General features: G+C 71.2%; 21 protein-coding genes. 5 read left to right on the forward strand and 16 right to left on the reverse strand.

Annotation, left to right across the window (positions count from 1 at the left end):
- Positions 1 to 148: 148 nt before the first annotated feature.
- Positions 149 to 928: a DUF1963 domain-containing protein gene (locus tag ACIQI8_RS36675; RefSeq protein ID WP_402360608.1), complete on the reverse strand. Its 780-nt coding sequence runs from the start codon at positions 926 to 928 to the stop codon at positions 149 to 151.
- A 208-nt stretch (positions 929 to 1,136) separates the two neighbouring features.
- On the opposite strand from ACIQI8_RS36675, the gene ACIQI8_RS36680 reads away from it, so the two are divergent.
- Both ACIQI8_RS36680 and ACIQI8_RS36685 read left to right on the forward strand, forming a co-directional pair.
- Entirely contained in the window at positions 1,137 to 2,219 is a 1,083-nt protein-coding gene (locus tag ACIQI8_RS36680; RefSeq protein WP_402360611.1) for an NlpC/P60 family protein, read from the forward strand.
- 4 nt (positions 2,220 to 2,223) lie between these two features.
- Entirely contained in the window at positions 2,224 to 3,135 is a 912-nt protein-coding gene (locus ACIQI8_RS36685; RefSeq protein ID WP_402360613.1) for a hypothetical protein, read from the forward strand.
- A 16-nt stretch (positions 3,136 to 3,151) separates the two neighbouring features.
- On the opposite strand, the gene ACIQI8_RS36690 is transcribed toward ACIQI8_RS36685, so the two are convergent.
- The 7 genes from ACIQI8_RS36690 to ACIQI8_RS36720 all read right to left on the reverse strand — a co-directional run bounded on the left by ACIQI8_RS36690 (position 3,152) and on the right by ACIQI8_RS36720 (position 12,269).
- Positions 3,152 to 4,150 (reverse strand): hypothetical protein, encoded by a 999-nt coding sequence (locus tag ACIQI8_RS36690; RefSeq protein WP_402360616.1) that lies wholly within the window; start codon positions 4,148 to 4,150, stop codon positions 3,152 to 3,154.
- 62 nt (positions 4,151 to 4,212) lie between these two features.
- Positions 4,213 to 5,499, reverse strand: coding sequence for a TRAP transporter large permease subunit (locus ACIQI8_RS36695; RefSeq protein WP_402360619.1), 1,287 nt, complete (start codon positions 5,497 to 5,499; stop codon positions 4,213 to 4,215).
- A 3-nt stretch (positions 5,500 to 5,502) separates the two neighbouring features.
- The gene (locus ACIQI8_RS36700; protein ID WP_402360622.1) at positions 5,503 to 6,135 is read right to left on the reverse strand and encodes a hypothetical protein; all 633 of its coding nucleotides are present in this window, start codon (positions 6,133 to 6,135) and stop codon (positions 5,503 to 5,505) included.
- Positions 6,132 to 8,261 carry a hydantoinase/oxoprolinase family protein gene (locus ACIQI8_RS36705; protein ID WP_402360625.1) on the reverse strand — a complete coding sequence of 710 codons (2,130 nt, stop codon included), beginning with the start codon at positions 8,259 to 8,261 and terminating at the stop codon, positions 6,132 to 6,134. The genes ACIQI8_RS36700 and ACIQI8_RS36705 overlap by 4 nt, the downstream gene beginning before the upstream one ends.
- A 57-nt stretch (positions 8,262 to 8,318) precedes the next feature.
- Positions 8,319 to 9,929: an FAD-dependent oxidoreductase gene (locus ACIQI8_RS36710; RefSeq protein WP_402360628.1), complete on the reverse strand. Its 1,611-nt coding sequence runs from the start codon at positions 9,927 to 9,929 to the stop codon at positions 8,319 to 8,321.
- A gap of 118 nt (positions 9,930 to 10,047) precedes the next feature.
- Positions 10,048 to 11,151, reverse strand: coding sequence for a LacI family DNA-binding transcriptional regulator (locus tag ACIQI8_RS36715; protein WP_402360631.1), 1,104 nt, complete (start codon positions 11,149 to 11,151; stop codon positions 10,048 to 10,050).
- A 179-nt stretch (positions 11,152 to 11,330) separates the two neighbouring features.
- Complete coding sequence (locus ACIQI8_RS36720; RefSeq protein WP_402360634.1) at positions 11,331 to 12,269, reverse strand: GlxA family transcriptional regulator; 939 nt, start codon at positions 12,267 to 12,269, stop codon at positions 11,331 to 11,333.
- Between the two features lie 298 nt (positions 12,270 to 12,567).
- On the opposite strand from ACIQI8_RS36720, the gene ACIQI8_RS36725 reads away from it, so the two are divergent.
- Positions 12,568 to 13,761, forward strand: coding sequence for a permease (locus ACIQI8_RS36725; protein WP_402360637.1), 1,194 nt, complete (start codon positions 12,568 to 12,570; stop codon positions 13,759 to 13,761).
- Between the two features lie 55 nt (positions 13,762 to 13,816).
- Here ACIQI8_RS36725 and ACIQI8_RS36730 read toward each other — a convergent pair whose 3' ends face one another.
- A complete protein-coding gene (locus ACIQI8_RS36730) occupies positions 13,817 to 14,668 on the reverse strand; it encodes a helix-turn-helix transcriptional regulator (RefSeq protein WP_402360640.1) in 852 nt (283 codons plus the stop codon).
- 246 nt (positions 14,669 to 14,914) lie between these two features.
- Here ACIQI8_RS36730 and ACIQI8_RS36735 point away from each other — a divergent pair, with 246 nt between their 5' ends.
- A complete protein-coding gene (locus ACIQI8_RS36735; RefSeq protein WP_402360643.1) occupies positions 14,915 to 15,949 on the forward strand; it encodes an MDR family NADP-dependent oxidoreductase in 1,035 nt (344 codons plus the stop codon).
- A gap of 50 nt (positions 15,950 to 15,999) precedes the next feature.
- The gene (locus ACIQI8_RS36740; RefSeq protein ID WP_402360646.1) at positions 16,000 to 16,371 is read left to right on the forward strand and encodes a MerR family transcriptional regulator; all 372 of its coding nucleotides are present in this window, start codon (positions 16,000 to 16,002) and stop codon (positions 16,369 to 16,371) included.
- A 35-nt stretch (positions 16,372 to 16,406) separates the two neighbouring features.
- Here ACIQI8_RS36740 and ACIQI8_RS36745 read toward each other — a convergent pair whose 3' ends face one another.
- The 7 genes from ACIQI8_RS36745 to ACIQI8_RS36775 form a co-directional block, all read right to left on the reverse strand.
- Positions 16,407 to 18,167 (reverse strand): dipeptide ABC transporter ATP-binding protein, encoded by a 1,761-nt coding sequence (locus ACIQI8_RS36745; RefSeq protein ID WP_402360649.1) that lies wholly within the window; start codon positions 18,165 to 18,167, stop codon positions 16,407 to 16,409.
- Positions 18,164 to 19,024: an ABC transporter permease gene (locus ACIQI8_RS36750; RefSeq protein ID WP_402360652.1), complete on the reverse strand. Its 861-nt coding sequence runs from the start codon at positions 19,022 to 19,024 to the stop codon at positions 18,164 to 18,166. The genes ACIQI8_RS36745 and ACIQI8_RS36750 overlap by 4 nt, the downstream gene beginning before the upstream one ends.
- Before the next feature lie 51 nt (positions 19,025 to 19,075).
- Complete coding sequence (locus ACIQI8_RS36755; RefSeq protein WP_402360655.1) at positions 19,076 to 20,014, reverse strand: ABC transporter permease; 939 nt, start codon at positions 20,012 to 20,014, stop codon at positions 19,076 to 19,078.
- Positions 20,011 to 21,663 carry an ABC transporter substrate-binding protein gene (locus tag ACIQI8_RS36760; protein WP_402360658.1) on the reverse strand — a complete coding sequence of 551 codons (1,653 nt, stop codon included), beginning with the start codon at positions 21,661 to 21,663 and terminating at the stop codon, positions 20,011 to 20,013. Before ACIQI8_RS36760 ends, ACIQI8_RS36755 begins: the two co-directional genes overlap by 4 nt.
- Before the next feature lie 106 nt (positions 21,664 to 21,769).
- Entirely contained in the window at positions 21,770 to 22,204 is a 435-nt protein-coding gene (locus tag ACIQI8_RS36765) for a nuclear transport factor 2 family protein (RefSeq protein WP_402360661.1), read from the reverse strand.
- Positions 22,205 to 22,297: 93 nt separating this feature from the next.
- Positions 22,298 to 22,750: an ester cyclase gene (locus ACIQI8_RS36770; RefSeq protein WP_402360664.1), complete on the reverse strand. Its 453-nt coding sequence runs from the start codon at positions 22,748 to 22,750 to the stop codon at positions 22,298 to 22,300.
- Between the two features lie 86 nt (positions 22,751 to 22,836).
- On the reverse strand, positions 22,837 to 23,625 hold the full coding sequence (locus ACIQI8_RS36775) for an SDR family NAD(P)-dependent oxidoreductase (protein WP_402360667.1): 789 nt from the start codon (positions 23,623 to 23,625) through the stop codon (positions 22,837 to 22,839).
- Between the last annotated feature and the right edge of the window lie 17 nt (positions 23,626 to 23,642).

A 23,642-nucleotide genomic window follows, 5' to 3' on the forward strand; every position in this document is an offset into this window, starting at 1 on the left:
CCGGGGTGCCGTCCGATGGCTGCTACGGCGCGCACCTCGAAGAGGTTCACGATGCGGCGCTCAACAGAAGGCGGCCCGGCCGAACGCCCCGAGGGGCTTGTCGACGCGTCACGAAGGGTCAGGGCTGCTGGTCGTCATACGCGGAGGGTCAGTACTGCTGGTCGTAGTAGAGGTTCTCGAAGCGTCCCGCCGCGATGTCCTCACGCGTGCCCGCGATCAGGTTCAGGGTGTAGATGCCGTACTTGACCGCGTCCCCCTGGATCTGGGCCAGCAGGATCCGGCCGTCCGCGTCCGGTGGCATCTGCCACGGGCGGGAGTAGCCGCCCAGCTGGATCCAGTCGCTGCGGGGATCGCCATGGGTGCCGTGCAGGATGGCCGCCTCGAAACGGTCGAGGATCTCCTCGTTGTCCGGGTCGCCTTCCAGGAACTTCTGCGTCTCGGGGAGATCCGCCCGGTCGGGGCCGAGGGTCAGTCCTGACACCGGGTACAGCGTGCGGGGTTCGTAGACCTCTCTGATCTCTCCGGCCTCCCCGTCGACCGTGTACGTCGCGGGGTGCTCCGTCGTCGGGACGCCGGCCGGGACGTGGAGCACCGCGGAGGAGTCCGGCGGGTACGACAGGTCCGTGAAGAACAACAGCTGTCCGTCGGGCGGAAGGGGGAAGTCCAGGACGTCCCGGGGCAGCGCCGCGCAGTCGATCGTCAGCACCAGCGGCTCTCCCCCGCCCGGCCGGTCGACGCCCGCCGGTAACGCGGGCAGCCCGCCCGTCCGCGCGGCCGGCCGGGCGCCTGCCTCCTGCGCAGGCAGGTCCTCCTGGCGCACCAGGTATACGCAGGGCCGCAGTTGACCCGTCATCTCGTCCGCCACCGCCTCGGGAACGCCGTGCTCAGCAGCGAGTTCCCTGATGTGCCGCTCATCGATCGAAGCCATGGCGGTGATCGTGCCAGAGGCCACTGACATCGCCCCGTCGGCCGAGCCGCCACTCATGATCGGGACCGAACGCACGTACAAAAGGGCATACCAGAGGGTCCCTCGGGTTCCCTCACGTGTGCCCGTCCGGCTCTTGGTCGGGGTGCCGGGCCGAGGTTGGGTGGAACCGACCTCTGAGAGCGGAGCCGATGAACCTGTCGTGGAGCTGATGAACCTGTCGACCGGCGCCAGACGCTTGCAGAGTCGGGCCTTCCTGGCAAGCCTCGCGTGCACGATCGCCTTTGTGTCCGGGCCGAGTTACGCGGTTCCGAGCGAACCCGGCCCGGGGGACGACAAGTCGATCGAGGGCATCCGTGACGAGCTGGACGGCCTCTACCGCGAGGCGGAGGTGGCCACCGAGGCGTACAACACCGCGGACGTGAAGGCGACCGAGCAGGAGAAGCGGCTCAAGTCGCTCCGCAGGGCCCTGGCGCACGCCGAGGACCGGGTGGACGATCTGCGCGACCTCGCGGGCGCCGCGGCCCGGACGCAGTACCACGGGGGCGATCTCGCCGCCACGGGCATCCAGTTGCTGCTCGGCGACCACCCCGACCAGGCCCTGGACGAGGCGTCCCAGGCCCGCCAGGCCATGCGGAACCTGGTCACCGTCTCCGAGTCCCAGAAGACCGCCCGCACGGAACTGAGCCGGCGGACCGACGCCGCCGCCAGGGAACTGCGCCGGCTGGACAACACCCGCGCGGACAAGGCCGAGTCGAAGCAGAAGATCGAGGGGAAGATCGCCGAGGCGGAGCGGATCGAGGCGGGGCTCGAGAAGCGACAGAAGCGCAAGCTCGCCCAGTTGGAGAAGGAGCAGGCGCGGGACGCCAAGTCCCGCTGGAACGGCTCCGGTTCGGGCGGCGGCACCTCGACCGGGACCGGCACGGGCGGTGGGACGAAGGTGAGCGGCGAGGCCGGTCGGGCCGTCGCCTTCGCCAAGGCGCAGATGGGCAAGCCGTACGTGTGGGGTGCCGTGGGCCCCTCGTCGTACGACTGCTCGGGGCTCACCTCCGCGGCCTGGGCGGCGGCCGGGCACCCCATCCCCCGCACCTCGCAGGCGCAGTGGCAGGGGCTGACCCGGGTCGGTCTCGCGTCCGCGCGGCCCGGGGATCTGATCATCTACTACGACGCCACGCACGTGGGCATGTACATCGGGAACGGGCAGATCGTGCACGCCCCGCGCCCCGGGCGCACGGTGACGATCGCGCCGGCCGCCTCCATGCCCATCCTCGGTGTCGTCCGACCCGGAGCATGAACCGATGAACCACGCGCTGACACCTCGCGACGAGGGGCACAACCTGCCCGCGCTCGCCGCACACCCGCTGATCCGGCTCGACGCCTACGTGGCCGAGGACGGGTCGACGGTGGTCAACGGCCACCTCCTGGAGATGGCCGGCATGCGGCAGCCCCACGAGGCGATCCTCGACGCCGTCGCCATGTTCGCCCGCACCCTGCGGGCCCCGGTGGCGGCCACCGTCATCGACCGCACCGTGCAGCAGGTGGCGCGCCTGCGGGTGTATCCCGACGGTTCGAGCCGGACCATCGCCGACGAGGAGGACCTGCCGCCCGGGCGGGAGCGGACCGCCGCGGAGGAGGAGGCGTTCCCGCCGCTCGCCCGCGTCGAGCGCATCCTCCAGCACGCCCAACGCGAGGAGCTGCATGCCGCGTTCGTCCTCGCCAGCGCCCTGCGCGAGCACCTCACCCTGCGCCGGGGAGCGGAGGACGAACTCTCTCTGGAGGCCCGGGCGATCGAGGCGTACCTCGCGTATCTGCGTGGCGACCACATGCTCTCCACCGTCCTCGCGCTGACCGTCGCCCGCATCCGCTGCCGCACCGACCTGACGCGGGCGGCGCCCGAGGTGGCCCGCGCCACCGCCGCGTGGCAGCGGCTGCTGGACGAGGGCCAAGTGGCCACCCGGGGCGCGGAGTTGCTGCACATGTGGGAGCGGCTGTCCGAGGCGGGCCTGCTGGTGGAGCCGGCCCACCACGCGCTGGCCCAGGCCGTCCGGAGCCGGCTCGCACGGGGCGACCGGTCCGTACCGACCTCGGCCTCGGCCTCGGCCCTGACGAGCGGCCACGGTCCCGTCGCCCCCGAGGACAAGCCCCTCAAGCCCGCGCGCCGCGGACTGCGCCGATTCACCCGCCGACCCGGCCGGCCCCCCGGGTCATGACGGGCGAACGGTTCCGTCAGCCGCGGGCCATGGCGATGGAGCCCGCGAGCCGCTCGCCCGCTTCGTAGATCATGTAGGGCACTCCCCCGTCGGTGCCGAACGACGGGGCCGCGGAACGGCCGTTCTCGGGGGCGCCACTGCGGGAGTTGTAGAAGACCCCGAGGTGGGTGCGCTTGCTGAAGTCGTTGCCCACCTCCGTGATCATCAGGTCGCCGCCGCTCTCCTTGTCCTTGTTGTAGACGACGTAGGTGCTGTTGTTCCGGTACAGCAGGTGCGGCCCGCCGACGTTGACGGCGCCGACGTCGGCGTGCCGGATCAGCGGCTGCTGGTCGTAGGTCCAGGTGCGTCCGTCGGCCGACCAACCCCAGTCGATGTCACGGTGATTGGTGGTGTTGTTCAGCATGAAGACCATGACGTAGTGGGCGCCGCGAGAGGGCAGTTCGTGCGGGAAGACCCGGGCGTACGAGGTCTCGGTGGTGCCGCTCGGCAGCATCGAGGTGGACAGGACGACCTTGTCGTAGGTGAAGTTGATGCCGTCCTTGGAGCGGGCCAGGCGCGTGGTGGTGTTCTCGCCGTGGAAGTACAGCCACAGCTCCTTGGCGCTCGCGTGCCACATGACGTGCGGGGACGCGACGTGGCTGACGGAGTAGTGGGGCTGCCAACTGTTGGCGACGATCGGGTTGTTCGGGTATTCGGTGAACGGCCCCTCCAGGGAGTTGCCGTAGGCCAGGCAGATGCCGCCGGGTGCGTCGTGCGGCCCGTAGTACAGGTAGTAGCGGCCGAGGGGTGCGCTCAGCTTGTCGTAGACGCCCCTAACGCACGGGAAGATGATCTCGCCGGTCGGGTTGTACTTCAGCTGCGACGGCGTGAGCAGGGTGCGGACGTAGGTGTAGTCGGGGAAGCCGCCCGGTGCGGCGGACGCGGCCGGGGCGGAGAGGCCGCCGACGGTGACGGCGGCGCCGGTGGCGGCCGTGGCGCGCAGGAACAGGCGGCGGTCGAAACGGGGTTGGGGCATGGTCGGCTCCAAGGGGGTGGAGGTCGGTCCAGGGGGTGGTGGTCGATCCAAGGAGGTGCGGGTCAGAGGTAGGTCGCCGCGGTGACGCACAGCCCGCCGAGGGCGACGGCCCACACGTACGGGAGGGTGCGCACCATGACCTGCTGCGGGGAGACACCGGCGTACTGGGCGGCCCAGACCGTCTGCGTGCTGGTCGGGTCGGCGACGCCGAAGACCTGGTTGTACGAGGTGGCCATGCCGAGGACCGCTGCGGCCGGGTAGATGCCCGTGGCGATGAGGACGCCGGCGATCCCGGCGCCGAGCCCGAACACGTTAAGCGGCCCGCGGTAGAGGCAGAGCGGGACGAGCAGCGTGAAGACGACGACGAAGAGCACGGCGTTGTGCGGGCTGACCGCCTTCATCAGCGGTTCCAACGCGTCGACGGTGCCGGGCAGTTTGACCGCCGCCAGCAGGATGCCGATGGCGATGAAGAGGGCGATCGGCGGGGCGGCCACCTCGAAGCCGCCGTACAGGGTGCGCAGCAGCCGCTTGTTCATCTCGCGGGGTCCTGTGGTGGTGACCAGGGCGTACAGCACACCCGCCAACAGGGAGGGAATGATGGCGAGTTCGAAGCCCAGGGCGAGGATCAGGGGAACGGCGGGGGTGAGCAGCGCGTACCAGGGAGCGTCACCCAGCCTCTTCCGGCGACTCGCCGAACTCGGCCTGTCCTGAACGGACTTGAGGGACCAGGTGTGCTCCACGCCTCGGCGGCGCGACTCGACGAGGACGTAGAGGACGGCGGCGACCAGGGCGAAGGGGAACAGTTTGACCATGAAGCCGCGCACGGTCGGTACGGGCAGGTCCAGGGCCGTGGAGAAGAACTGCCACAGGGGCAGTTCGAAGGGAATGCCCACGGCGATGCCCATGAGGACGGTCCCGGCGGCGGTCACCTTCGGGATGCCGACCGCGATCATGGCCGGGATGCCGATGAGCCCGGCGAGCATCGCGGCGGGCGCGGACCCGGTGACGGTACCCACCAGCGCGGACACGGCCAGCACACCGAGGGCCACGACGACCGGGCGGTCACCGCCGAACTCGACGATCTTGCGGACGATGGTGCCCGCGATGCCCGTCTCCTCAAGCAGCTTGCCGAGCCAGGAGCCGATCACGATCGCGATCATCGTGGCGGCCAGGGTCGGCGCACCCTCCTGGAGGACGGTGTCCAGCACGCTGTTCTTGCCGGTCAGGGGTGCGCCGGCGAGGAAGGCGATGACGACGGCGAGGACGACGAGCGCGAAGGCCGTGGGCAGTTTGCGGGTGAGCATGGCGGCGACTCCGGCCGCCATGACGAGCAGGATGACGACACCCATGGGTCACCTCTGTCTTCCGGGTGTGGCCACCGCGGCGGCGAGCGCGGCGGTGAGCAGAAGGGGGCTGCGACCCAGGCCGCAGACGGTACGGGCGTAGGCGTGCGCGACGAGTTCGTCGGCACCGGCCACATGGGCGAGGACCCGGTGGCGGCCCAGCCGCAGTGCGGTGTGTCCGAGCGCCTCCTTGAGCGCGCTCCGCGTCCCCTTGCGGTGGAGGAGGGCGTGCGCGCTCTCGTGGGCGAGGGCCGCCGCCCGCACGGATCCGACGGGATACCAGGCACGCCAGCCGAGTTCGTCGATCAGCGTCTCCGCCCGGTCGATGGTGTCGGTGTACAGCTCGACGGTGGCGGGACGCGAGGTGTAGCGCGCGAGCAGCAACTGGCCGAGCCCGTCGCCCCGTTCCACGATCCGGGTGCGGCACGGCGGTCCTGGGTCGAGTGCGGCACCGAACGCGTCGGCGGCCAGGGCCCATCGGCGCAGTTCGGCGGGGGTGCGGTTCTCGTGGGTGGGCGTGGCCGCCAACAGCCGCACGGCGAGGGCCAGATCGTCCGTCGCCGGATCGACGGCGGAAGCCGCGGCCGCGGCAGCTTCGGCGGTCGCAGCACTTGCGGCGGCGGAAGCGGCAGGGCCGCTCATGACCGCACCTCCACCACGGCGACCACCGGTTCGTCCATGGCGCGGTCGCGCATCTCGCTGCGCGCCAGCGCGAGCAGGGGCTGCGGGTCCAGGACACCGGAGAGGTCGGCGATACGGGAGCCGAGGAGGAGCCGCAGCGCGGGGGCGCGGACGCCGCCGTCACCGTAGGACGTGCCCTCCCGCACCAGGCGGGCGAGGAGTTCGGGGGCGGCACCGACGGTGGTGGCGGTGACGCTCGCGTCCGAGGCGTGCAGGCGTACGACACCGTCGGCGTCGACGACCCGTACGGGCCGCCGGACAGCGCGCAGCCGACGGCGTGTCTCGGTGCCGTAGACCGTGTGGGCGGGTGTCTCGGCGAGGACGCGGACCGCGGCGGGGTCGGTCTTGAGGCTGGTGGCGGCCGCGGTGAGACGTTCGGCGTCGTCGGCGCTGCGCGAGCGGTCCTGGGTACGCAGTTCCGTGGCGCCGGTGGCCGTGGCGCGCACGGTGCTGGTCTGCGGGTCGACGGTCACCTCGACCTCGACGCCGTCGGGCGCCGCGCCCTGGGCGACGACCGCCCGCTCGGCCTCGGCCCGGACGGCGAGGATCTGCTCCTGCCCGGCACCGGGGATGATCCGCTCGATCTGCTCCCGCACCAGCGCGAGCGCCACGCCGATGGGGCTGATGACCTCGCTGTGCCGGGCGATCGTGCCCGTCATGCCGGTGAGCGCGGCCATGTGCGGGGTGACGGAGGCCGCCCCGCCGCCACCGCCGACGAGGACCGCAGTGTCGGGGTCGAGGCGGTAGTCGCGGACGAGCGAGTCCACGGTCTCCCGCACACGCGCGACGCCGGCGTCGAGGACACGGGCGGCCGCGGTCGGCACGTCCACGCCCAACTCGGCGGCGAGCGGCGCGATCGCGGCCCTCGCCACCTCCGGGTCGCAGTGGGCGAAGTCCCCGTCGGGGACCCGGCCCAGCGCGTTGGCGGCGCACGTCATGGTGAGCGCGAACCGTCCGCCCGCCGCGTCCAGCACCACGTAGTCGTCCGGGTCGTCCGGCATCGGCCGCACGGTGGCGAGGGTCGCGTCCCGCAGGTCGTCCAGGTCGGCGAAGCAGGCGTAGGGCAGTCCCGCGATGTGGGCGCTGCGCGGACCGACGGCGCTGACACGGCCCTGGGCGACACGGACCATCGAACCGCCGCCGACGCCGACCGTGCGCACGTCGAGCGCGTTGAGGTACGAGGCCCTGCCGAGCATCGTGGCGTGGCGGACGGCGACTTTTCCGCGCCGCACGACGCTGATGTCGGTGGAGGTGCCGCCGGTTTCGAGGAAGACGCCCTCGCTGATCCGTTCCTGCATGAGGGCACCGGCGACGCCGGCGGCCGGTCCTGACAGGACGGTCAGCAGTGGGCGCCGGCGCATCTCGTCCAGGGCCATGACTCCGCCGTCGCAGCGCATGACCATGAGGGGTGCGGTGACGCCGGCCTTGGTGATGGACGCGTCGACGAGGTCGGCGGTGGCGAGCATGCGCGGCAGGATGGCCGCGTTGACGACCGCGGTGCGGGTGCGCTTGTGCAGTCCGTACAGCGAGGTGATCTCGTGTGCGGCCGTCATCGGGAGGCCCGCGGACCGGGCGGCTTCGAGCACGGCCTGCTCGCCCTCGGGCCGGTCGACGGCGAACGGCTCGGTGGCGACGAGGACTTGGGCGCCCGCGGCCGTCAACTCGTCGACCGCGGTACGTACGGCCGCCGGGTCGTCCGGGTCGGCGACATGCGCGTAGGCGAGCGGCAGCCGTTTGCCGGGGGCGAGTTCGAGTCTGCCGAGCGCGGCGAGCCGACGGGTGAGGACGGCGCCGGGTCCGGTGCCGATGCCGATCAGGCCGACGGTGGCGACATCGCCCTCCAGCAGGGCGTTGGTCGCCTGGGTCGTGCCGTGCGCCAGGAACGCGATGTCCCCGGGAGCCCGTTCGACCTCGCGCAGCAGCCGGTCCAGCGCTTCGACGATGCCGTGCGCGACCCCGTCCTCGTGGTGGTGGCTGGTGGGGACCTTGACCTGGCCCAGCAGCCGCAGGGTCGTGGCGTCCACGGCCACGGCGTCGGTAAAGGTTCCGCCCACGTCGATGCCGACGCGGATCCGGTCGGTGGTCATGTCTGGAGCACCTCCTTGTGCTGTGTCGCTCGTGCGCGGGCGGTCGCCCCGACGCGGTCAGTAGCCGCGTACGTCGGGCCAGTGGCGCTGCACTCCGGCGCGGTCGAGGAGCCGCGCGAACTCCTCGAACCGCTTGTCCTCGCCCTGCACCTGGTGCGGTTCGAGGTCCTCGGCCAGGCAGTGCGCGGCGAGCGCGCCGGCGACCTCGCCGATGTTCCACTCGACCGGGTGGAGCCGGTAGCAGCCGTTGGTGATGTGGGTCGTGCCGATGTTCTTGCCCGCGGGCAGCAGATTGCGGACCCGCCGGGGCACCAGCGCGCCGAGGGGGATCTCGAAGGGCACCGACCCGATGTCGATGTAGGAGTCGCCCCCGGTCGAGGGATGCAGGTCGATGCGGTAGCTGCCGATGCCCACGGAGTCGCGGTACTCGGTGCCCCCGTACGGGCCCACCAGGTCGATCGCCACATCGCGTTCGGTCACGGTGGTGACGGCCTTGATACGGCGCGACTCGCGCACGTACGGCGCTTTCGCCAGACCGTCGGCGGTACCGGTCACATCGGGGCGGAGCCGGAGACCGGGGAATCCCGTGCCGCCGTCGGGGCGGGGTGCCTCGGTCTGCAGCCAGTAGAGGACCGACAGCGACAACTGCCGTGCCCCGGTGACGGCTTGGGCCCCGGTCTCCGCACCCGCTCCGACGAGCGGCTTCAACCAGTAGTCGTTCAGCGGCCAGTTGACGAGCGTGACGTCGGAGTCGAAGGCGCCGGGACGGTGCAGCTTGCGGGCCAGGATGCGGCGGAAGCCCCAGAGTTCCTTGTCGCCGGCGTCGGCGCTCTGGTCGGCGCTCACGGCGAGCGGGTCGAGGTCGGGGTTGGGGACGAAGGTGCGCGGGACGGGTTCCAGGGAGCGGGGGTCGGGCGCCTGGAAGCCGAGCAGCGGGCCGGGCCAGAAGTCGGGGCGGTACGCCCGCCAGAAGTCGTAGTCGTCCGGACGGTCGACGGTGTGGTCCTCGCCCTCGTGGTGGGAGAGCGCGAAGCACACCGTGATGCCCTGCTGGTTGAGCGGCTCCGCCTTGTCCGGGGCGTGCGGCTCGTCGAACTCGGACCGCGCCTCGGCACCGCAGACGTGCTCGACGCCCGCCAGCTCCAGGAGTTCACCCGTCTCGGTGGCGTCGATGACGTAGCGGGCCGCGACGGTGACGCGGTGGCCGTCGGGGCGGTGCTCCAGGGTCACGGACCGTACGACATCGTTGTCCGCCTCGGCGGCGACGGGCCGGTGGTCGGTGAGCACGGTCAGGCGTCCGGCCGCCCGGTGGGGCGCGAGCATCGCCTCCAGGACGGCCAGCGCCACCCGTGGCTCGTGGCAGAGCTTGCTGACCCGACCGGCGCCGGGGTTGAGGTCGGTCAGCGCGAGCGCCTCCGCCCGCAGCGGGTACCACTGCCGGTAGAACTGCCTGATGCCCTCGCGCAGTTGGCGGTACGAGGCCGTCGTGCCGAACTGCTCGACCCACGGGTGCTCATCCGGTGGCACGGCTTGCGAGGTGAGCTGTCCGCCGACCCAGTCGGTCTCCTCGGTGAGCACGACGCTGCGTCCGGCCCGGCAGGCGGCCAGCGCGGCGGCCACGCCACCGAGACCACCGCCCACGATGAGGATGTCGGCTTCCGGTATCACGCTTCTCCTTGCTGGTAGTTGACGTCCACGGAGGTGCGGCGGCCGTACGGTGATCGGCCGTGGTTCTCAGCTGCGGGGATCGACCCTGGTGATCGGTTGCGGTGATCGGTTGCGGTGATCAGCGCTGTTCCGGCGCCCTCCCGGAGGTGTCGCCGGGCCGGAACACACAGGCGACCAATGGCTCTTCGGCCTCCTCGCCGGCGACCCGGGCAGCCAGCAGTCGGACCGCCGCCGCGCCCAACTCCGGCCGGGGGATGTCGAATCCGGTGGCCCGCGGACCGGCGACGAGATCGCCGGGCGGGCTGCCGAGCAGGGCGAGGGACAGGTCGTCGGGACAGGAGAGTCCGGCCGCGTCGACGGCCCCGCACAGGGCACGCCAGGCGGCTCCCGTGTCGGTCTCCTCCGCGACGAACGCGGTGACGCCCTCGGCGAGCCAGTCGCGCAGCCGCTCGACAGTGAGGTCGCGCTCGGGGTCGGCCGAGCGGAAGACGGCCTCGGGTCCGCCGTCGAGGCCGGCCGCCAACAGCCCTTCCAGGAAGCCCTGTTGCCGGTCGGTCGAGGCCGGAGCGTCGTCGTCCTCGCGGACCAGCACGATGCGCCGGTGCCCCAGATCCGCCAAGTGACCGACGACCTCGGCGCTCGCGCTGACGTAGTCGGCGCCCACCCACGGCAGCCCTTCGAGTTCGTCGCGCCGCCCGATGTGCACGACGGGGAATCCGTCGGCGACCATCCGCTTCAGCTCCGCGACCGGAGCGTGCCGGCCGAGGAAGAGACAGCCGTCGGCGAGGCGCACCCTGCTCAGCGCGTCGGGCCGGGACGCCCCGGCGCCGCCTGAGCTCGACCCCGTGAAGAGCACCAGGTCGTAGCCGCGCGCGGCGGCCTCCTGCTCCACGCCGACGAGGAAGGGGTAGTACGAGTGCTGCACGTCGGTGGGGAAGGTGGCCGTGAAGCTGAACACGCCGAGCAGGTTGTTGCGGGCCGCGGCCAGCCGTTGCGCGGCGGGGTCCGGTACGTAGCCGAGACTGCGGGCCGCGTCGAGCACCCGCTGCCGGGTCTCGTCCGAGATCGTCGCGCCCGTGGTCTTGTCCGACAGCACGAGCGACACCGTGGCCTGGGATACCCCGGCCAGCCGGGCGACCTCGGCCTGCCGCGGCCGGGGCGTGCGGCCCGACGCCGCGGGGGTACGACCGCGGCGGGACCGCTTCTTGGGCTGCTCCACCATGCTCCTCATCGTTCATGCGCATCAGTAATGCGTATTAGTAATGCGTATGAATGAGTACTGTGGGCGCCCGGCCGCCAGGGGTCAAGGCTTCTGACAGGACTTCGTGCCGGAGCGCGGGTCACCCCGCCGGTGACCCTCGCCGCCATCCGGGACTTCTTCAGCGAGACTCTGCGGGCCGCTCAGCTGAAGGCGCGGCGGTAGGCGTGCGGGCTGACGCCGGTGGTGCGCTTGAAGCGGTCGCGGAACGCGGTGGGTGAGCCGAAGCCGACCTGGGTGCCGATGCGTTCGACGGGGTGGCTCGTGGTCTCCAGGAGATGCTGGGCCTGGCGGATGCGGGCGCGCTGCAGCCACTGGAGCGGGGTGGTGCCGGTCTGTTCGCGGAAGCGGCGGATCAGGGTGCGGGTGCTGGTGCCGTCGTAGGCGGCGATGTCGGCGAGGGTGAGGTCGCGGGCGAGGTTGTCCTGCAGCCAGCTGAGCAGGGGTTCCAGGACGGAGCCCTGCGGGGTGGGTGTGCGGTCGTGGACGATGAACTGCGCCTGTCCGCCCTCCCGTTCCAGCGGCATGACGGACAGCCGGGCGGCATCGGCGGCGACCGCCGAGCCGTAGTCGCGCCGGATCATGTGCAGGCACAGGTCCAGCCCTGCGGCGGCACCCGCCGAGGTGAGGAACTGGCCGTTGTCGACGTACAGGACGTCCGGGTCGACGTCGATCTCGGGGTACGCGGCGGCGAGTTGGGCGGCGGCGATCCAGTGCGTGGTCGCGCGCAGACCGTCGAGCAGGCCGGTGGCGGCCAGCGGGAAGGTGCCCGAGCAGATGGAGGCGATGCGCGTGCCGTCGGCGGCGGCCGACCGCAGCGCGTCGCGGACGGCGGGAGCGAGGGGAGCCGCGATGTCGGCGGTGCCGGGCACGATGATCGTGTCCGCGCCCTTGAGCCCCTCCAGTCCCCAGGGCGCGCGCAGGGTGAAGACACCCGCGTCGATCTCCGGCTTCTCCGCGCACACCCGGATCTGGTAGCCGGGTCGCCCGTCCGGGAGGCGGGTGCGGGTGAAGACCTCGATCGGCGTGGACAGGTCGAACGGGATCACCCGGTCGAGCGCGAGGACGGCGACTGTGTGCATGGCAGCAACATACCTTTCCACTGACGGTCGAATTCGACCGAGGTGAGGCCTCAGTACGCGATCACGCCAGGTCAGCCGCCGTTCAGAGGTCAGTGGCAATATCCCGTTGGAAGATGTCACTAATGCCACTGGGAGGTGTATGGGGCCGCCGTCGCACGGTTCAGGCGTGGACGGGGGGTGGCAGCGGCCCTGTCCGCCACCTGACGCAGGCCGGGGCGAGTCGTCCGCATGACACACCCGCCCGCGGGGGCACACTGAGCTCGCGTGAGCGCTACCCCCTCGGGAAAGGTGCGGAGCTGTGGCGGCGATCGGACACGCACTGTCCATTGCGGGGTCGATGACCTGGGAGGTCACCTGGGCGCTGATCCTCGGCTTCACGCTGTCCGCCGTGGTCCAGGCGGTGGTCCGCAGGTCCACGGTCGTACGGCTGCTCGGCGACGACCGGCCGCGGACGCTCGCCCTGTCGGCGGGACTGGGCGCGGCCTCGTCGTCCTGCTCGTACGCGGCCGTCGCCCTGGCCCGTTCCCTGTTCCGCAAGGGCGCGGACTTCACCGCGGCGATGGCCTTCGAGATCGCCTCCACCAACCTGGTCGTCGAACTCGGCGTGATTCTGGCCCTGTTGATGGGCTGGCAGTTCACGGCCGCCGAGTTCGTCGGCGGCCCGCTCATGATCGTCGTACTCGCCGTGCTGTTCCGTCTCTTCCTGCGCGAGCGGCTGCTGCGGACGGCTCGGGAGCAGGCCGAGCGCGGGCTGGCCGGTTCCATGGAGGGCCACGCGGCGATGGACATGTCGATCGGGGGCTCGGGCGGTTTCGCGCGCAGGCTGTTCTCCCGCGACGGCTTCACCTCCGTGGCGCACATCTTCGTCATGGAGTGGGCCGCGATCCTCCGCGACCTGGTGGCCGGCCTGCTGATCGCGGGGGCGATCGGCGCCTGGGTGCCGGACGATTTCTGGCACACCTTCTTCCTCGCGGACCATCCGCTCGCCGCCAAGCTCGTGGGCCCCCTCGTCGGACCACTGGTGGCCGTCGCGACCTTCGTCTGCTCCATCGGCAACGTGCCGCTGGCCGTGGTGCTGTGGAAGGGCGGCATCAGCTTCGGCGGCGTGATCGCCTTCCTCTACGCCGACCTGCTGATCCTCCCGATCCTGAACATCTACCGGAAGTACTACGGCGCTCGGATGGCCGCGTTCCTGCTGGTCACCTTCTTCGCCGCGATGGCCTTCGCCGGATACGTCGTCGAGTTCGTCTTCGGCGGCCTGGGCCTGATTCCCGACCAGGCCGACGCCAAGATCCCCGAAGAGGGCATCACCTGGAACTACACGACCTGGCTCAACATCGCCTTCCTCCTCCTGGCGGCGAGCCTGCTCGTACGGTTTCTGCGCACCGGAGGTCCGGCGATGCTCCGCATGATGGGCGGGGCGCCCGAGGAGTCGGAGCACTCGAAGCACTCGGAGCACTCCGAACACGGCAGGGACCGTCAGGAAGGCTGACAAGGAAGTCCCTGACCACCCCGCCTACGTGTTCGGCTCACCCCGGGTCACATGTTCACGTTCGCCTCGGCCCCGCCTCGGACCGCTTCGGCTCGGTGGCCATCGCCCGCAGCGCCTCGAACGCGGTCGCCGTCGGGCTCGCCGGTTCGGCCTGGTAGACGACCAGTTGCTGGTGCGGGGCGCCGTTGACCGTGAAAGCGGCGAACGCGATGTGCAGGTCGCCCACTTCGGGGTGCTTGAGGTGCTTGCCTTCCTGGGACTTGCTCTTGACGTCGTGGAGTTGCCAGATCCCGGCGAACTCCTCGCTCTCCTCGGACAGTTCGGCGACCAGCTCGGCGATACGGGCCGATTCGGGATCGTGACCGTACGCGGCCCTGAGTTCGGCGACACAGGAATGCGCCGCCCGGTCCCATTCCTGGTAGAACTCGCGTCCCACCGGGTCGACGAACACATTGCGGGCGAGATTGTCGAAGGCGTCGAATCCGCTGTGCAGCGCCGTGGCAAGGGAGTTGCCCGCAAGGATGTCGAGGGCCGGGCCGAGGACGAACGCCGGGGTGTGCTCCCAGCCGTCCATCAGCTGGAGCAACTGCGGGCTGACGTCGGTCTCGCCCCGGTCGTGCGGACGCTGCGAGGGCGCCAGACAGAGGCGGTTGAGGTGGTCGGCGGACTCCGCGTCCAGCTTGAGCGCCTGCGCCACGGCTGCGAGGACCTGTGGGGACGGGCTGCTCTCGCGCCCCTGCTCCAGCCTGATGTAGTAGTCGGAGCTGACTCCGGCGAGCAACGCGACTTCCTCCCTGCGCAGTCCCGGCACCCGACGTCGGCCGTATTCGGGCAGACCTACGTCCTGGGGCTTGAGGGCCTCGCGGCGGGCCCGGAGGAAATCTCCCAAAGGGGTCCCATTGCTCATGCGGCAAGCCTAGATGCTTTTCGGCGGATGAGGAGGGCCGGTGGTGCGCGATGGCACCACGTTCCACGCTGCTCACACAGAGTGATTCGCCGCCCTGGCGTCACCGGAACGTCCGCCCTTGCCGTCCGCCCTTGCCTTTGACGCATACGTCAGGGATTAGGTTCTGCGCGCCGGAAGCCGGACCCGTCCGGTTTTCGGCGCCGCCAATCGCCTCTTCCGACCCGTTCCGGATTCAGGAGTCCCGACATGGCCGCTGTCCCGCCGTCCACGACCCGCGAGATTCGTCTGGCCAAGAGCCCTGAAGGGCTGCCCGGGCCCGAGCATTTCACGGTCACACGGCAGCCGGTCAACGCCCCCGGCGCCGGACAAGTCCTCGTCCGCAACCGGTACTTCCTCGTGTTTCCCGGGTTGCGCACGCTGATCGGCGGCCAGGCCGACGGTGTGCCGCTGCCCCGCATCCACGCGGGCGACACGCTGTTCGGTCCCGCCGTCGGGGAGGTCGTCGCGACCGGGCCGGGCAGTGCGTTGCGCCCCGGGGACGCGGTCACCCATCTCCTCGGATGGCGCGAGCACGCGCTGCTGACGGAAGCCGAATGGGCTCCCGTCGGCGACCTGCTGCCCGATCCCGCCGCCCATCTGTCATCGGGTTCGGCCGCCTACGGAGCACTGACCCGAGTCGCTCAAGTCCGCCCCGGAGACACCGTGTTCGTCACCGGCGCGGCGGGAGGCGTGGGGACGCTGGCGGGTCCCGTCGCACGGCTGCTGGGCGCCACGAGGGTCGTCGGGAGCACCCGCTCGCCGGCCAAGGCCGAGCGGCTGCGGGCCGAACTGGGCTACGACGCCGTGGTGGTGCCGGGTGCCGGGCCGATCGACGAGCAACTGGCCGCGGCCGTGCCGGACGGCATCGACGTGCTGGTGGACACCGTCGGCGGCGAGCAGTTGGCGGCGGCGGTCCGCGTCGCGCGCCGGGGCGCCCGCTTCGCCCTGGTCGGCGCGCTCTCGGGACAGTTGTCACCGGACCGGGACGGCGGCAGCGCGCTGGCCGAGATCGACACGTTCCGGCTCGTCAATCTGGGCGTCTCGCTCCATGGTTACAGCGGCCAGGACCATCCCGAGGTGACCAAGGAGTGGACCGAGCGCTTCGGAGGCTGGCTGCGCTCCGGCGAGATCACCTTCCCGCACGCACGGATCCCGGGCATGGATCAGGCACCGCGGGCGTTGCAGGAACTGTTCGAGGGGCGGCACTTCGGCACCGTCGTCGTGGAGTTGCCGCCACGGTGACACGTCGTCGCGCGCCGACGCGCGACCGGGACTGAGGTGCGAGGTCGAGGATGAGGATCGGGGACGCGGCGGCAGCGGCCGGGACCACCCCGCGGGCACTGCGGTTCTACGAGGAACGCGGCCTGCTGCCACCACCCTCGCGCACCGCCACCGGGCAACGCGAGTACGGGCCGGGCGAAGTGGCCCGAGTCCGCGTCATCCGTGAGCTGCTGGCGCTCGGGCTCACCGTCGAGGATCTGCGCAGCGTCGCCGACCGGATCGACGTACTGGTCGACAACCCCCGACGGCGGTGCGGGCAACCCGACTCGGAGATCCCCGGCTCAGGGGTCGTGGACCGCAGGATCGCGGCCCTCGACGCCGAGATCGACCGCCTGAGCGGTCTGCGCGCACGCCTGGCCCGGCGCACCCTGGGGCAGCCGTGACGGCTCGGACGACGCTCGGGTGAGAGGGCCCCTCGTCAGGCCGGGCCGCCCCCCGGGACCGCGGCGAGCAATTCTTTCGTGTACTCCTCGTTCGGGCTGGCGAAGACCGCTCCGACCTCGCCCGACTCGATCACCCGCCCGTTCCTCATGACCAGCACCCGGTCGCTGACGTGGTGGACGACTCCGAGGTCGTGGGAGATGAACAGGAGCGTCACGCCCGTGTCGTGGCGCAGGTCGGCGAGGAGGTCCAGGATCTGGGCCTGGACCGAGACGTCGAGTGCGGAGACGGGTTCGTCGCACACGATGAGATCGGGGGCAGGCGCCAACGCCCGGGCGATGGCGACCCGTTGACGCTGACCGCCGGAGAGCTCGCGCGGCCGACGGTCCAGCACCGTCGCCGACAGCCCTACCTGGTCGAGGAGTTCGGCCACCCTGGCCCGACGTGCCCGCCCGCGCCGCGGTCCGACGAGAGCCACGGCCTCCCCGATCACTCGCTCCACGTCGAAACGGGGGTCGAAGGAGCCGAGCGGGTCCTGTTGCACGGCCTGGACGCGGCGCCTCAGGGGTCGCCGGGTGCGCTCGGGTACGCCGGTCCAGGGGACGCCGTCGAACTCCGCCTTTCCTTCATCGGGTTCGGTGAGGCCGAGGAGAATGCGCGCCACGGTGGTCTTGCCGGAGCCCGACTCGCCGACCACGCCCAGGGTTTCGCCTCGGCGCAGCGTCAAAGACACGTCACGGACGGCGTCGTACGCCGTGCCGTCCGGTGCTCGGTAGCGTTTGGTGAGGCCTTCCGCGACCACGAGGGGCTTGCCCGGCGCGGCGGTCTCGATCGCCGTGGGGACGGTCGACGCCCCCGCCACTGTTGTCGAGAGCAACGGGTGGTGGCACAGGGTTCCGTGGTCGTCCCGTTCCGGCGGGGCGGTCCGGCAGCCGTCGTCGGCCAGGAAGCAGCGGGCCGCGTAGGCGCAGCCGTCCGGTTCGGCCGGCAGGCCCGACGGCGTCGACGGAGACAGTCGGGTGCCCTTCGCGTGCGCGGTGGGTACCGCGTCCAGCAGAGTCCGCGTGTAGGGGTGGCGCGGCGAGCGGAGCACGCGGTCGGTGGGGCCGTGTTCGACGATCCGGCCGCCGTACATGACCGCGACGCGGTCGGCGAGGCCCGCGACCACCGAGAGGTCGTGGCTGATCAGGAGCAGGGCGGTGCCCTCGCTCCGGAGTTTGGCCAGCAGGGTCAACACCTGGGCCTGGACGGTGACATCGAGCGCGGTGGTCGGTTCGTCGGCGATCAGCAGATCGGGGACGGCGGCCACGGCCGAGGCGATCAGGGCGCGCTGGCGCAGGCCGCCGGAGAGTTGGTGTGCGTACTGGTCGGCGCGGCGCGCGGGCTCCGGTACGCCGACGTCGGACAGCAACTCCACTACCCGCGACCGTAGTTCGGCCCGGGGCACGATCCGGTGCGTGCGCAGCGGTTCGGCTATCTCCGCGCCGACGCGGCGCAGCGGGTCCAGGGAGACCAGGGCGTCCTGGAGGACGAGACCGATACGGCGTCCCCGGATGTCGCGCCAGGCACGGTCCTTGAGGGTGCTCAGGTCCGTCCCGTCGAAGGTGAGACGACGGGCGGTGACCGAGGCGCCGCGGCCGGCGAGTCCGGCCAAGGCCCGGGCGGTGACGCTCTTGCCGGAGCCCGACTCGCCGACCAGGGCGAGGCATTCGCCGCGGTCGAGGCGCAGGGAGACGTCGCGGACGGCGTGCAGGGTACCGAAGGAGACGTCGAGTCCGTCGATGTCGAGGAGGCTCATCCGTCCGTCCTCCGTGTGTAGCGGGCCTGCGCCCGACGGCCCACGACGTTGACGGACAGCGCGGTGAAGGTGATCGCCGCGCCGGGGAAGACGCCGATCCACCAGGCGGTGGCGAGGAAGTTGCGGCCTTCCGAGAGCATGGTTCCCCATTCGGGCGAGGGCGGTTGGGGGCCAAGGCCCAGGAAACTGAGCCCGGAGGCGGCGATCAGAGACGAGCCGAAACCGACCGTGGCGAGGACGAGCAGCGGGCCGAGCGCGTTGGGCACGATGTGGCGTACGACGAGCAGGGGCCGGCGCAGACCGAGCACCGTGGCCGACTCGACGTAGCCCGAGGTGCGCACCACCAGGGCCTCGGCCCGCACCAGACGGGCGTAGCCCGGGGCGAAGGCCACCGCGATGGCGATCATGACGTTGAGGGTGCCCGGGCCGAGGATGGTCACCGCGAGGAGACCGAGCAGGATCGGCGGCAGCGCGAGCAGCGCGTCCACCAGACGCATCAGTGCCTGGTCGGTCCACCGGCCGCCGAGTGCCGCGGCGAGCCCGAGGACGGATCCCGCCGCGACGGACAGGAGGGTGGAGCCGAGGCCGAGCCACACCGAGGTGCGGGTGCCGTACAGGACGCGGGCGAAGATGTCCCGGCCGAGCTGGTCGGTGCCGAACCAGTGGGCGGCGCCCGGCGCGGTGAGCGCGTGGGCCGGGTCCGTGTCGACGGCCGAGGCCGAGGTGAACAGGCCGGGGAAGACCGCCGCCAGCACAATCAGGGCCAGGACGGCCGCGGTCGCCAGGTGCGCCGGTCGTACGGCGGTGCGGAGCCGGGGCCGTCGCCGTGGCGGGACGGCGACGGTGACGGTGGTCATGGAGTGGCGGCCTTTCTCACCCAGGGGCACCCGATGGTCCCGTCGGGCATGTCAACGGGTCCTGAGGCGGGGGTCGATGACGAGGTACAGCAGGTCGATCACGGTGGACAGGACGACGAACACCAGCGCGGACAGCAGAACGAGGCCGATGACCAGGGGGATGTCCTTGTTGGTCGCGGCCTGGAGGGTCAGCGCGCCGATGCCCGGGCGGCCGAAGACCGTCTCGACCAGCACCGCGCCGCCGAGCAGCGACCCGGTGAGCCACCCGGTGAGGGTGACCAGCGGGATCGCCGCGTGCCGCAGGGCGTGCCGGAGTCGTACGGCCGTGTCGCTGAGCCCTCGGGCCCGCGCGGTCACCACGAAGGGTTGCGCCAGGGCGGTTTCAAGTCCCTCGCGCAGCACCTGCGCCAGCACTCCGGCCAGGGACAGCGCGAGGGTGACGGCGGGCAGGACGAGGGAGGCGAAGTCCTGTGCTCCGGCCACCGGGAAGATCCGCAGCTGGAAGGAGAACGCGGTCAGCAGCAGGATGCCCGTCCAGTAGCTGGGAGTCGAGGCGGCGAGGAGTTCGGCGAGGGAGGCGGCGGCGCGCAGGAACGGATGGCGTCCGGCGGTGGCCGCCGCCAATGCGACCGCTACGGTGACCGCCAACAGGAGCGCGAACAGGGCCAGTTGTACGGTGGGCCAGAGCTGATCACTGATCAGTTCCGCCACCGGGCGCTGGAGTTGGTAGGACTCGCCGAGGTGCCCGGTGAGCAGGCTGCCGAGGTAGTGCAGGTACTGCTCGGCCGGCGAGCGGTCGAGGCCGTACTGACGGGTGATCTCGGCGCGTACCTCTGGGCTCGCGGCGTTGCCCGGTCCGAGCATCACCGCCACCGGGTCGCCGGGGATCAGCTGAAGGGTCAGGAAGGCCAGGGTCGCCGCTCCGAAGAGCACGGCCAGCGCGGCGACCAGGCGTTTGGCGACCGCCCTGAGCAGTGCGGGCAGGCTCACTTGCCGATCCAGGCGTCGTAGAACCTTACCCAGGTGTTCGGGTCGGTCTTCAGTCCGTGCACGTCGGAGGCGACGCCGACGACGGCGGTGCGGACATAGATCGGGACCTCCAACGCCAGGTCGATGGCGCGCTGTTGGGTCTTGGCGTAGAGATCCTGTCGCGTGGTCCTGTCGAGGGTCTTCTGCGCGTCGTCGGTCCACTTGTCGAGGTCGGCGTCCTTGTAGAAGGTCGCGTTCTGGCCACCCTTGCGGGGGTCGCTGGAGCTGTTGAAGTACAGGCGCAGCACATCGGGGTCGAAACGGGCCCAGCTGTAGTCGGCGATGCCTTCCTGGCCGCCGTACACCTTCGTGATGTAGGTGCCGATGTCGAGGCGCGGGCGCTTGATCTCGATGCCGAGCTTCTTGAGGTCGGCCTGGATGGCCTGGCCCAGGGTGTCGCGCTGCTCGCGGATGTACTCCTGCGGCATGAGCGGCCATTCGATGCTCAGCCGCTTGCCGTTCTTGGTGCGGTAGCCGTCCGCGTCACGGCCGGTCCAGCCGGCCTCGTCCAGGGACTTGGCGGCCAGGCCGGGGTCGTATGTCCAGCTGTTCTCCACGGACTTGTCGTAGTACGGCGTGGTCGGCGAGATGGGGCCCCAGGCCCGCTTGTAGACGCCGAAGTAGAGGCTCTTGACGGCGGTGTCGACGTCGATGCCGCGCAGGATGGCCTTGCGGACGCGGATGTCGTCGAGGGGCTTCTGCGTGGTGTTCAGGACGAGCGCGTAGTTGGCGCCGGGCGCGTCCGTGGTCACAGCCTGCAACCGCGAGTCGGCCTTGACGGTCTTGACGTCGGCGGGCGGGATCGGGTCGGCCACCTGGACCTGGCCGCTGGTCAACGCGCCCACGCGGGTGGCGTCCTGGGACAGGAAGCGGATGGTGAGCTTGTCCAGGTAGGCGGGTCCGGTGTGGCCGGCGGTCGAAGGCGCCCAGTCGTAGTCGGGGTTGCGGGTGAGGGTGACGCTCTGGCCCTTGGTGTAGCTCGTGAACTTGAAGGGCCCGGTGCCCACGTCGGCGGCGCCGCCCGCGCTGAGCTTGGTGCCGTACTTCTTGATGGCGGCCGGGGAGTAGAAGCCGAGGTAGGGCGTGCTGGCGGCCTGGAGGAAGGAGGCGACGGGGGCCGAGAAGTGGACCTCGACGGTGTGGGCGTCGACGACGGTCGTGCCGGTGTAGGGGCCCAACAGGCTCGACGCGTACTGGGACTTGGTCGCCTTGTTGACGATCCGGTCGAAGTTCACCTTGACCGCTTCGGCGTCGAAGGCCGTGCCGTCCGTGAACTTCACGTCCTCGCGCAGGTGGAAGGTGTACGTCTTCAGGTCCTTGGACGCCGACCACTTGGTGGCGAGCCAGGGGTGGAACTCACCTTTCGCGTCCTGGTAGACGAGCGAGTCGAAGACGTTGCGCTGGATGTTGCCGGTGATGTCCTGCGGGCTGGCGTGGATGTCGAACGACACCGGCTCGGTGTCCACGGCATAGGTCAACGAGCCGCCGCTCACCGGCTTTCCGGTGGCTCCGGCCGCCGCGCCGTCGGTGTCGCCGGCACCGGAGCAGGCCGCGAGGAACAACGAACCGACGGTGGCCAGGACGAGGGCTCTGGGGCGGTTGACGGGCATGTGGGAACTCCGGTGTGTCGCGGGCGGGGAGGGCGGCGCACGGCCGACCGGCTGGTGACGTGGGGGAATGCCACGAAATTAACCGGCGCGCGCGGCCCGCACGCCCCTAGCGGACCCCTACCGGACCCGTACTGGCCACCGGATACCGGGGCACCGAACGCCGGTGCGCGATGCGCCATCCCTTGGGGGTGCGCACGAGGACGTCGAGGTAGTCGCCGTTGTGCACACTGCCGTCGGGGAGCAGGGCGAGGTAGCGGCTGTGGGCCCGCACGGTGCCGTAGGGGTCCGCGGCGTCGACGGTGAAGACGGTGTCCAGGGTGTGGTGGTCGGGCGACCGGTCCCCCAGGCTCCGGTTGAACTCCCTGATGGCTTCGAGGCCGTGGAACTCGCGTCCTGGTCCGGCCAGGACGATGACGCCGTCCTCCGCGAACACCTCCTCCAGTCCGTCGAGGTCGCCGTTGTCGAAGACATGGGCGAACAGGGCGAGCAGGTGCCGGAGTTCGGCGAGGTCGTCGTGGCTCAGGGCTGAGGGCAGGGACATGCGGGCCTCCTGGGGGCAGGGCTGCCCGAACGGCCGGTGAACGGCCGTCCGGGCAGCGGGTGTTGGCGGGGTCACCGGGTCACGGGGAAGGTGTCAGAGGTGTACGTCCGCGAGTTGCTGGATGATGCCGAGGCGGTCCGGCAGCACGTTGTAGCGGACGACCTGGCCCTCGCGGATGGTCAGCCAGCTGATGCTGTGCCCGGTGAAGGGCTTGCCGGTGGCGGGCACACCGAAGATGTTGCCGGTGTGCAGGCCCTCGATCTTCCAGAACACGATCACCCGGTCGCCCTCGGCGAGCAGGTCGGAGACCGAGACGTGGACGTCCTTGACGTTCTCCCACAGCCACTTGGCGTGTTCGCGGAAGTCCTCACGGGTGCCGCTGCCGCCGACACCGACCCGGGTCTCGTCGGCGGCGTCCGCGGCGACGATCTCCTCCAGGGCCTCCAGGCTGCGTCCGTCGACGAACTCCTCGAAGTAGCGCCGGGCGACGCTCTTGTTGCGCTCGATCTCGTTCTCGAAGTCGAAGTCGTTGTGCGTACGGCTCACTTGGGGCCTGCTCTCTCTCGGCGGATCGGCGGATCGCGGGGCGGTGAATCGGTTGGGTGGTGAATCGGGGACGCTGAATCGGTGGGTCAGTGGGCTGCGGGGCCGGGCGGCGGGGGCAGGATTCCCCCGTTGGCGCTGAGTCCGCCGTCGACCGGGACGGTCACCCCGGTCACGTACGACGCGGCCGGCGAGGCCAGGAACCAGATGACCTCGGCCTGCTCCTGGGGGTCGGCCCAACGGTGTGCCGGGATACGGCCGGTGATGGCCGCGGAGAAGTCCGGGTCGGCGATCTGGCCTGCGGTCAGCGCGGTGGCCGTGCCGCCGGGGGCGATGGCGTTGACCCGGATGTTCTGGGCCGCGTAGTCGATGGCGGTGGCCCGCACCAGGTTGATGACGGCGGCCTTGGTGGCGTTGTAGCCCCAGGTCCCGGGGTCGCCGCGCAGCCCGGAGACGGACGAGGTCGCCACGATCGAACCGCCGCCCGAGGCGCGCAGCGCGGGCACCGCGGCCCGGATACCGAGGACGACGGACCGCACGTTGACGGCGAACAGCCGGTCGAACCGCTCGATCGCGCCGGGCGACTCCAACGGACCGGCTCCGCCGATGCCCGCGTTCAGCACGGCCGCGTCGAGCCGTCCGAAGCGCCCCAACGCAAGCTCCACGGCAGCGGTGTTGGTGGACTCCTCGGAGACGTCGCCGACGAGGGTGGCCACGCCGTCCAAGGTGCCCAGCTTGGCCAGCCCCTCCTCCTGTACGTCCACGGCGACCACCCGGTGGCCGCGCTCGGCGAAGAGACGCGCGGTGGCCTCCCCGATTCCGGACGCGGCTCCGGTGACCAGCGTGACCGGCGCCGCGGGTGCGGCTTGTGACGTCATCGTCGACTCCTTTGTGG

Origin of the sequence: Streptomyces sp. NPDC092369, from assembly GCF_044755245.1 — a bacterium.
In the GTDB taxonomy this organism is placed as follows: domain Bacteria; phylum Actinomycetota; class Actinomycetes; order Streptomycetales; family Streptomycetaceae; genus Streptomyces.

What these genes read in the sequence shown, in the direction of transcription:
- ACIQI8_RS36675 (WP_402360608.1), bottom strand. Translation starts at nt 928, where the DNA reads ATGGCTTCGATCGATGAGCGGCACATCAGGGAACTCGCTGCTGAGCAC.
- ACIQI8_RS36680 (WP_402360611.1), top strand. Translation starts at nt 1,137, where the DNA reads ATGAACCTGTCGACCGGCGCCAGACGCTTGCAGAGTCGGGCCTTCCTG.
- ACIQI8_RS36685 (WP_402360613.1), top strand. Translation starts at nt 2,224, where the DNA reads ATGAACCACGCGCTGACACCTCGCGACGAGGGGCACAACCTGCCCGCG.
- ACIQI8_RS36690 (WP_402360616.1), bottom strand. Translation starts at nt 4,150, where the DNA reads ATGCCCCAACCCCGTTTCGACCGCCGCCTGTTCCTGCGCGCCACGGCC.
- ACIQI8_RS36695 (WP_402360619.1), bottom strand. Translation starts at nt 5,499, where the DNA reads ATGGGTGTCGTCATCCTGCTCGTCATGGCGGCCGGAGTCGCCGCCATG.
- ACIQI8_RS36700 (WP_402360622.1), bottom strand. Translation starts at nt 6,135, where the DNA reads ATGAGCGGCCCTGCCGCTTCCGCCGCCGCAAGTGCTGCGACCGCCGAA.
- ACIQI8_RS36705 (WP_402360625.1), bottom strand. Translation starts at nt 8,261, where the DNA reads ATGACCACCGACCGGATCCGCGTCGGCATCGACGTGGGCGGAACCTTT.
- ACIQI8_RS36715 (WP_402360631.1), bottom strand. Translation starts at nt 11,151, where the DNA reads ATGGTGGAGCAGCCCAAGAAGCGGTCCCGCCGCGGTCGTACCCCCGCG.
- ACIQI8_RS36720 (WP_402360634.1), bottom strand. Translation starts at nt 12,269, where the DNA reads ATGCACACAGTCGCCGTCCTCGCGCTCGACCGGGTGATCCCGTTCGAC.
- ACIQI8_RS36730 (WP_402360640.1), bottom strand. Translation starts at nt 14,668, where the DNA reads ATGAGCAATGGGACCCCTTTGGGAGATTTCCTCCGGGCCCGCCGCGAG.
- ACIQI8_RS36735 (WP_402360643.1), top strand. Translation starts at nt 14,915, where the DNA reads ATGGCCGCTGTCCCGCCGTCCACGACCCGCGAGATTCGTCTGGCCAAG.
- ACIQI8_RS36740 (WP_402360646.1), top strand. Translation starts at nt 16,000, where the DNA reads ATGAGGATCGGGGACGCGGCGGCAGCGGCCGGGACCACCCCGCGGGCA.
- ACIQI8_RS36745 (WP_402360649.1), bottom strand. Translation starts at nt 18,167, where the DNA reads ATGAGCCTCCTCGACATCGACGGACTCGACGTCTCCTTCGGTACCCTG.
- ACIQI8_RS36750 (WP_402360652.1), bottom strand. Translation starts at nt 19,024, where the DNA reads ATGACCACCGTCACCGTCGCCGTCCCGCCACGGCGACGGCCCCGGCTC.
- ACIQI8_RS36760 (WP_402360658.1), bottom strand. Translation starts at nt 21,663, where the DNA reads ATGCCCGTCAACCGCCCCAGAGCCCTCGTCCTGGCCACCGTCGGTTCG.
- ACIQI8_RS36765 (WP_402360661.1), bottom strand. Translation starts at nt 22,204, where the DNA reads ATGTCCCTGCCCTCAGCCCTGAGCCACGACGACCTCGCCGAACTCCGG.
- ACIQI8_RS36775 (WP_402360667.1), bottom strand. Translation starts at nt 23,625, where the DNA reads ATGACGTCACAAGCCGCACCCGCGGCGCCGGTCACGCTGGTCACCGGA.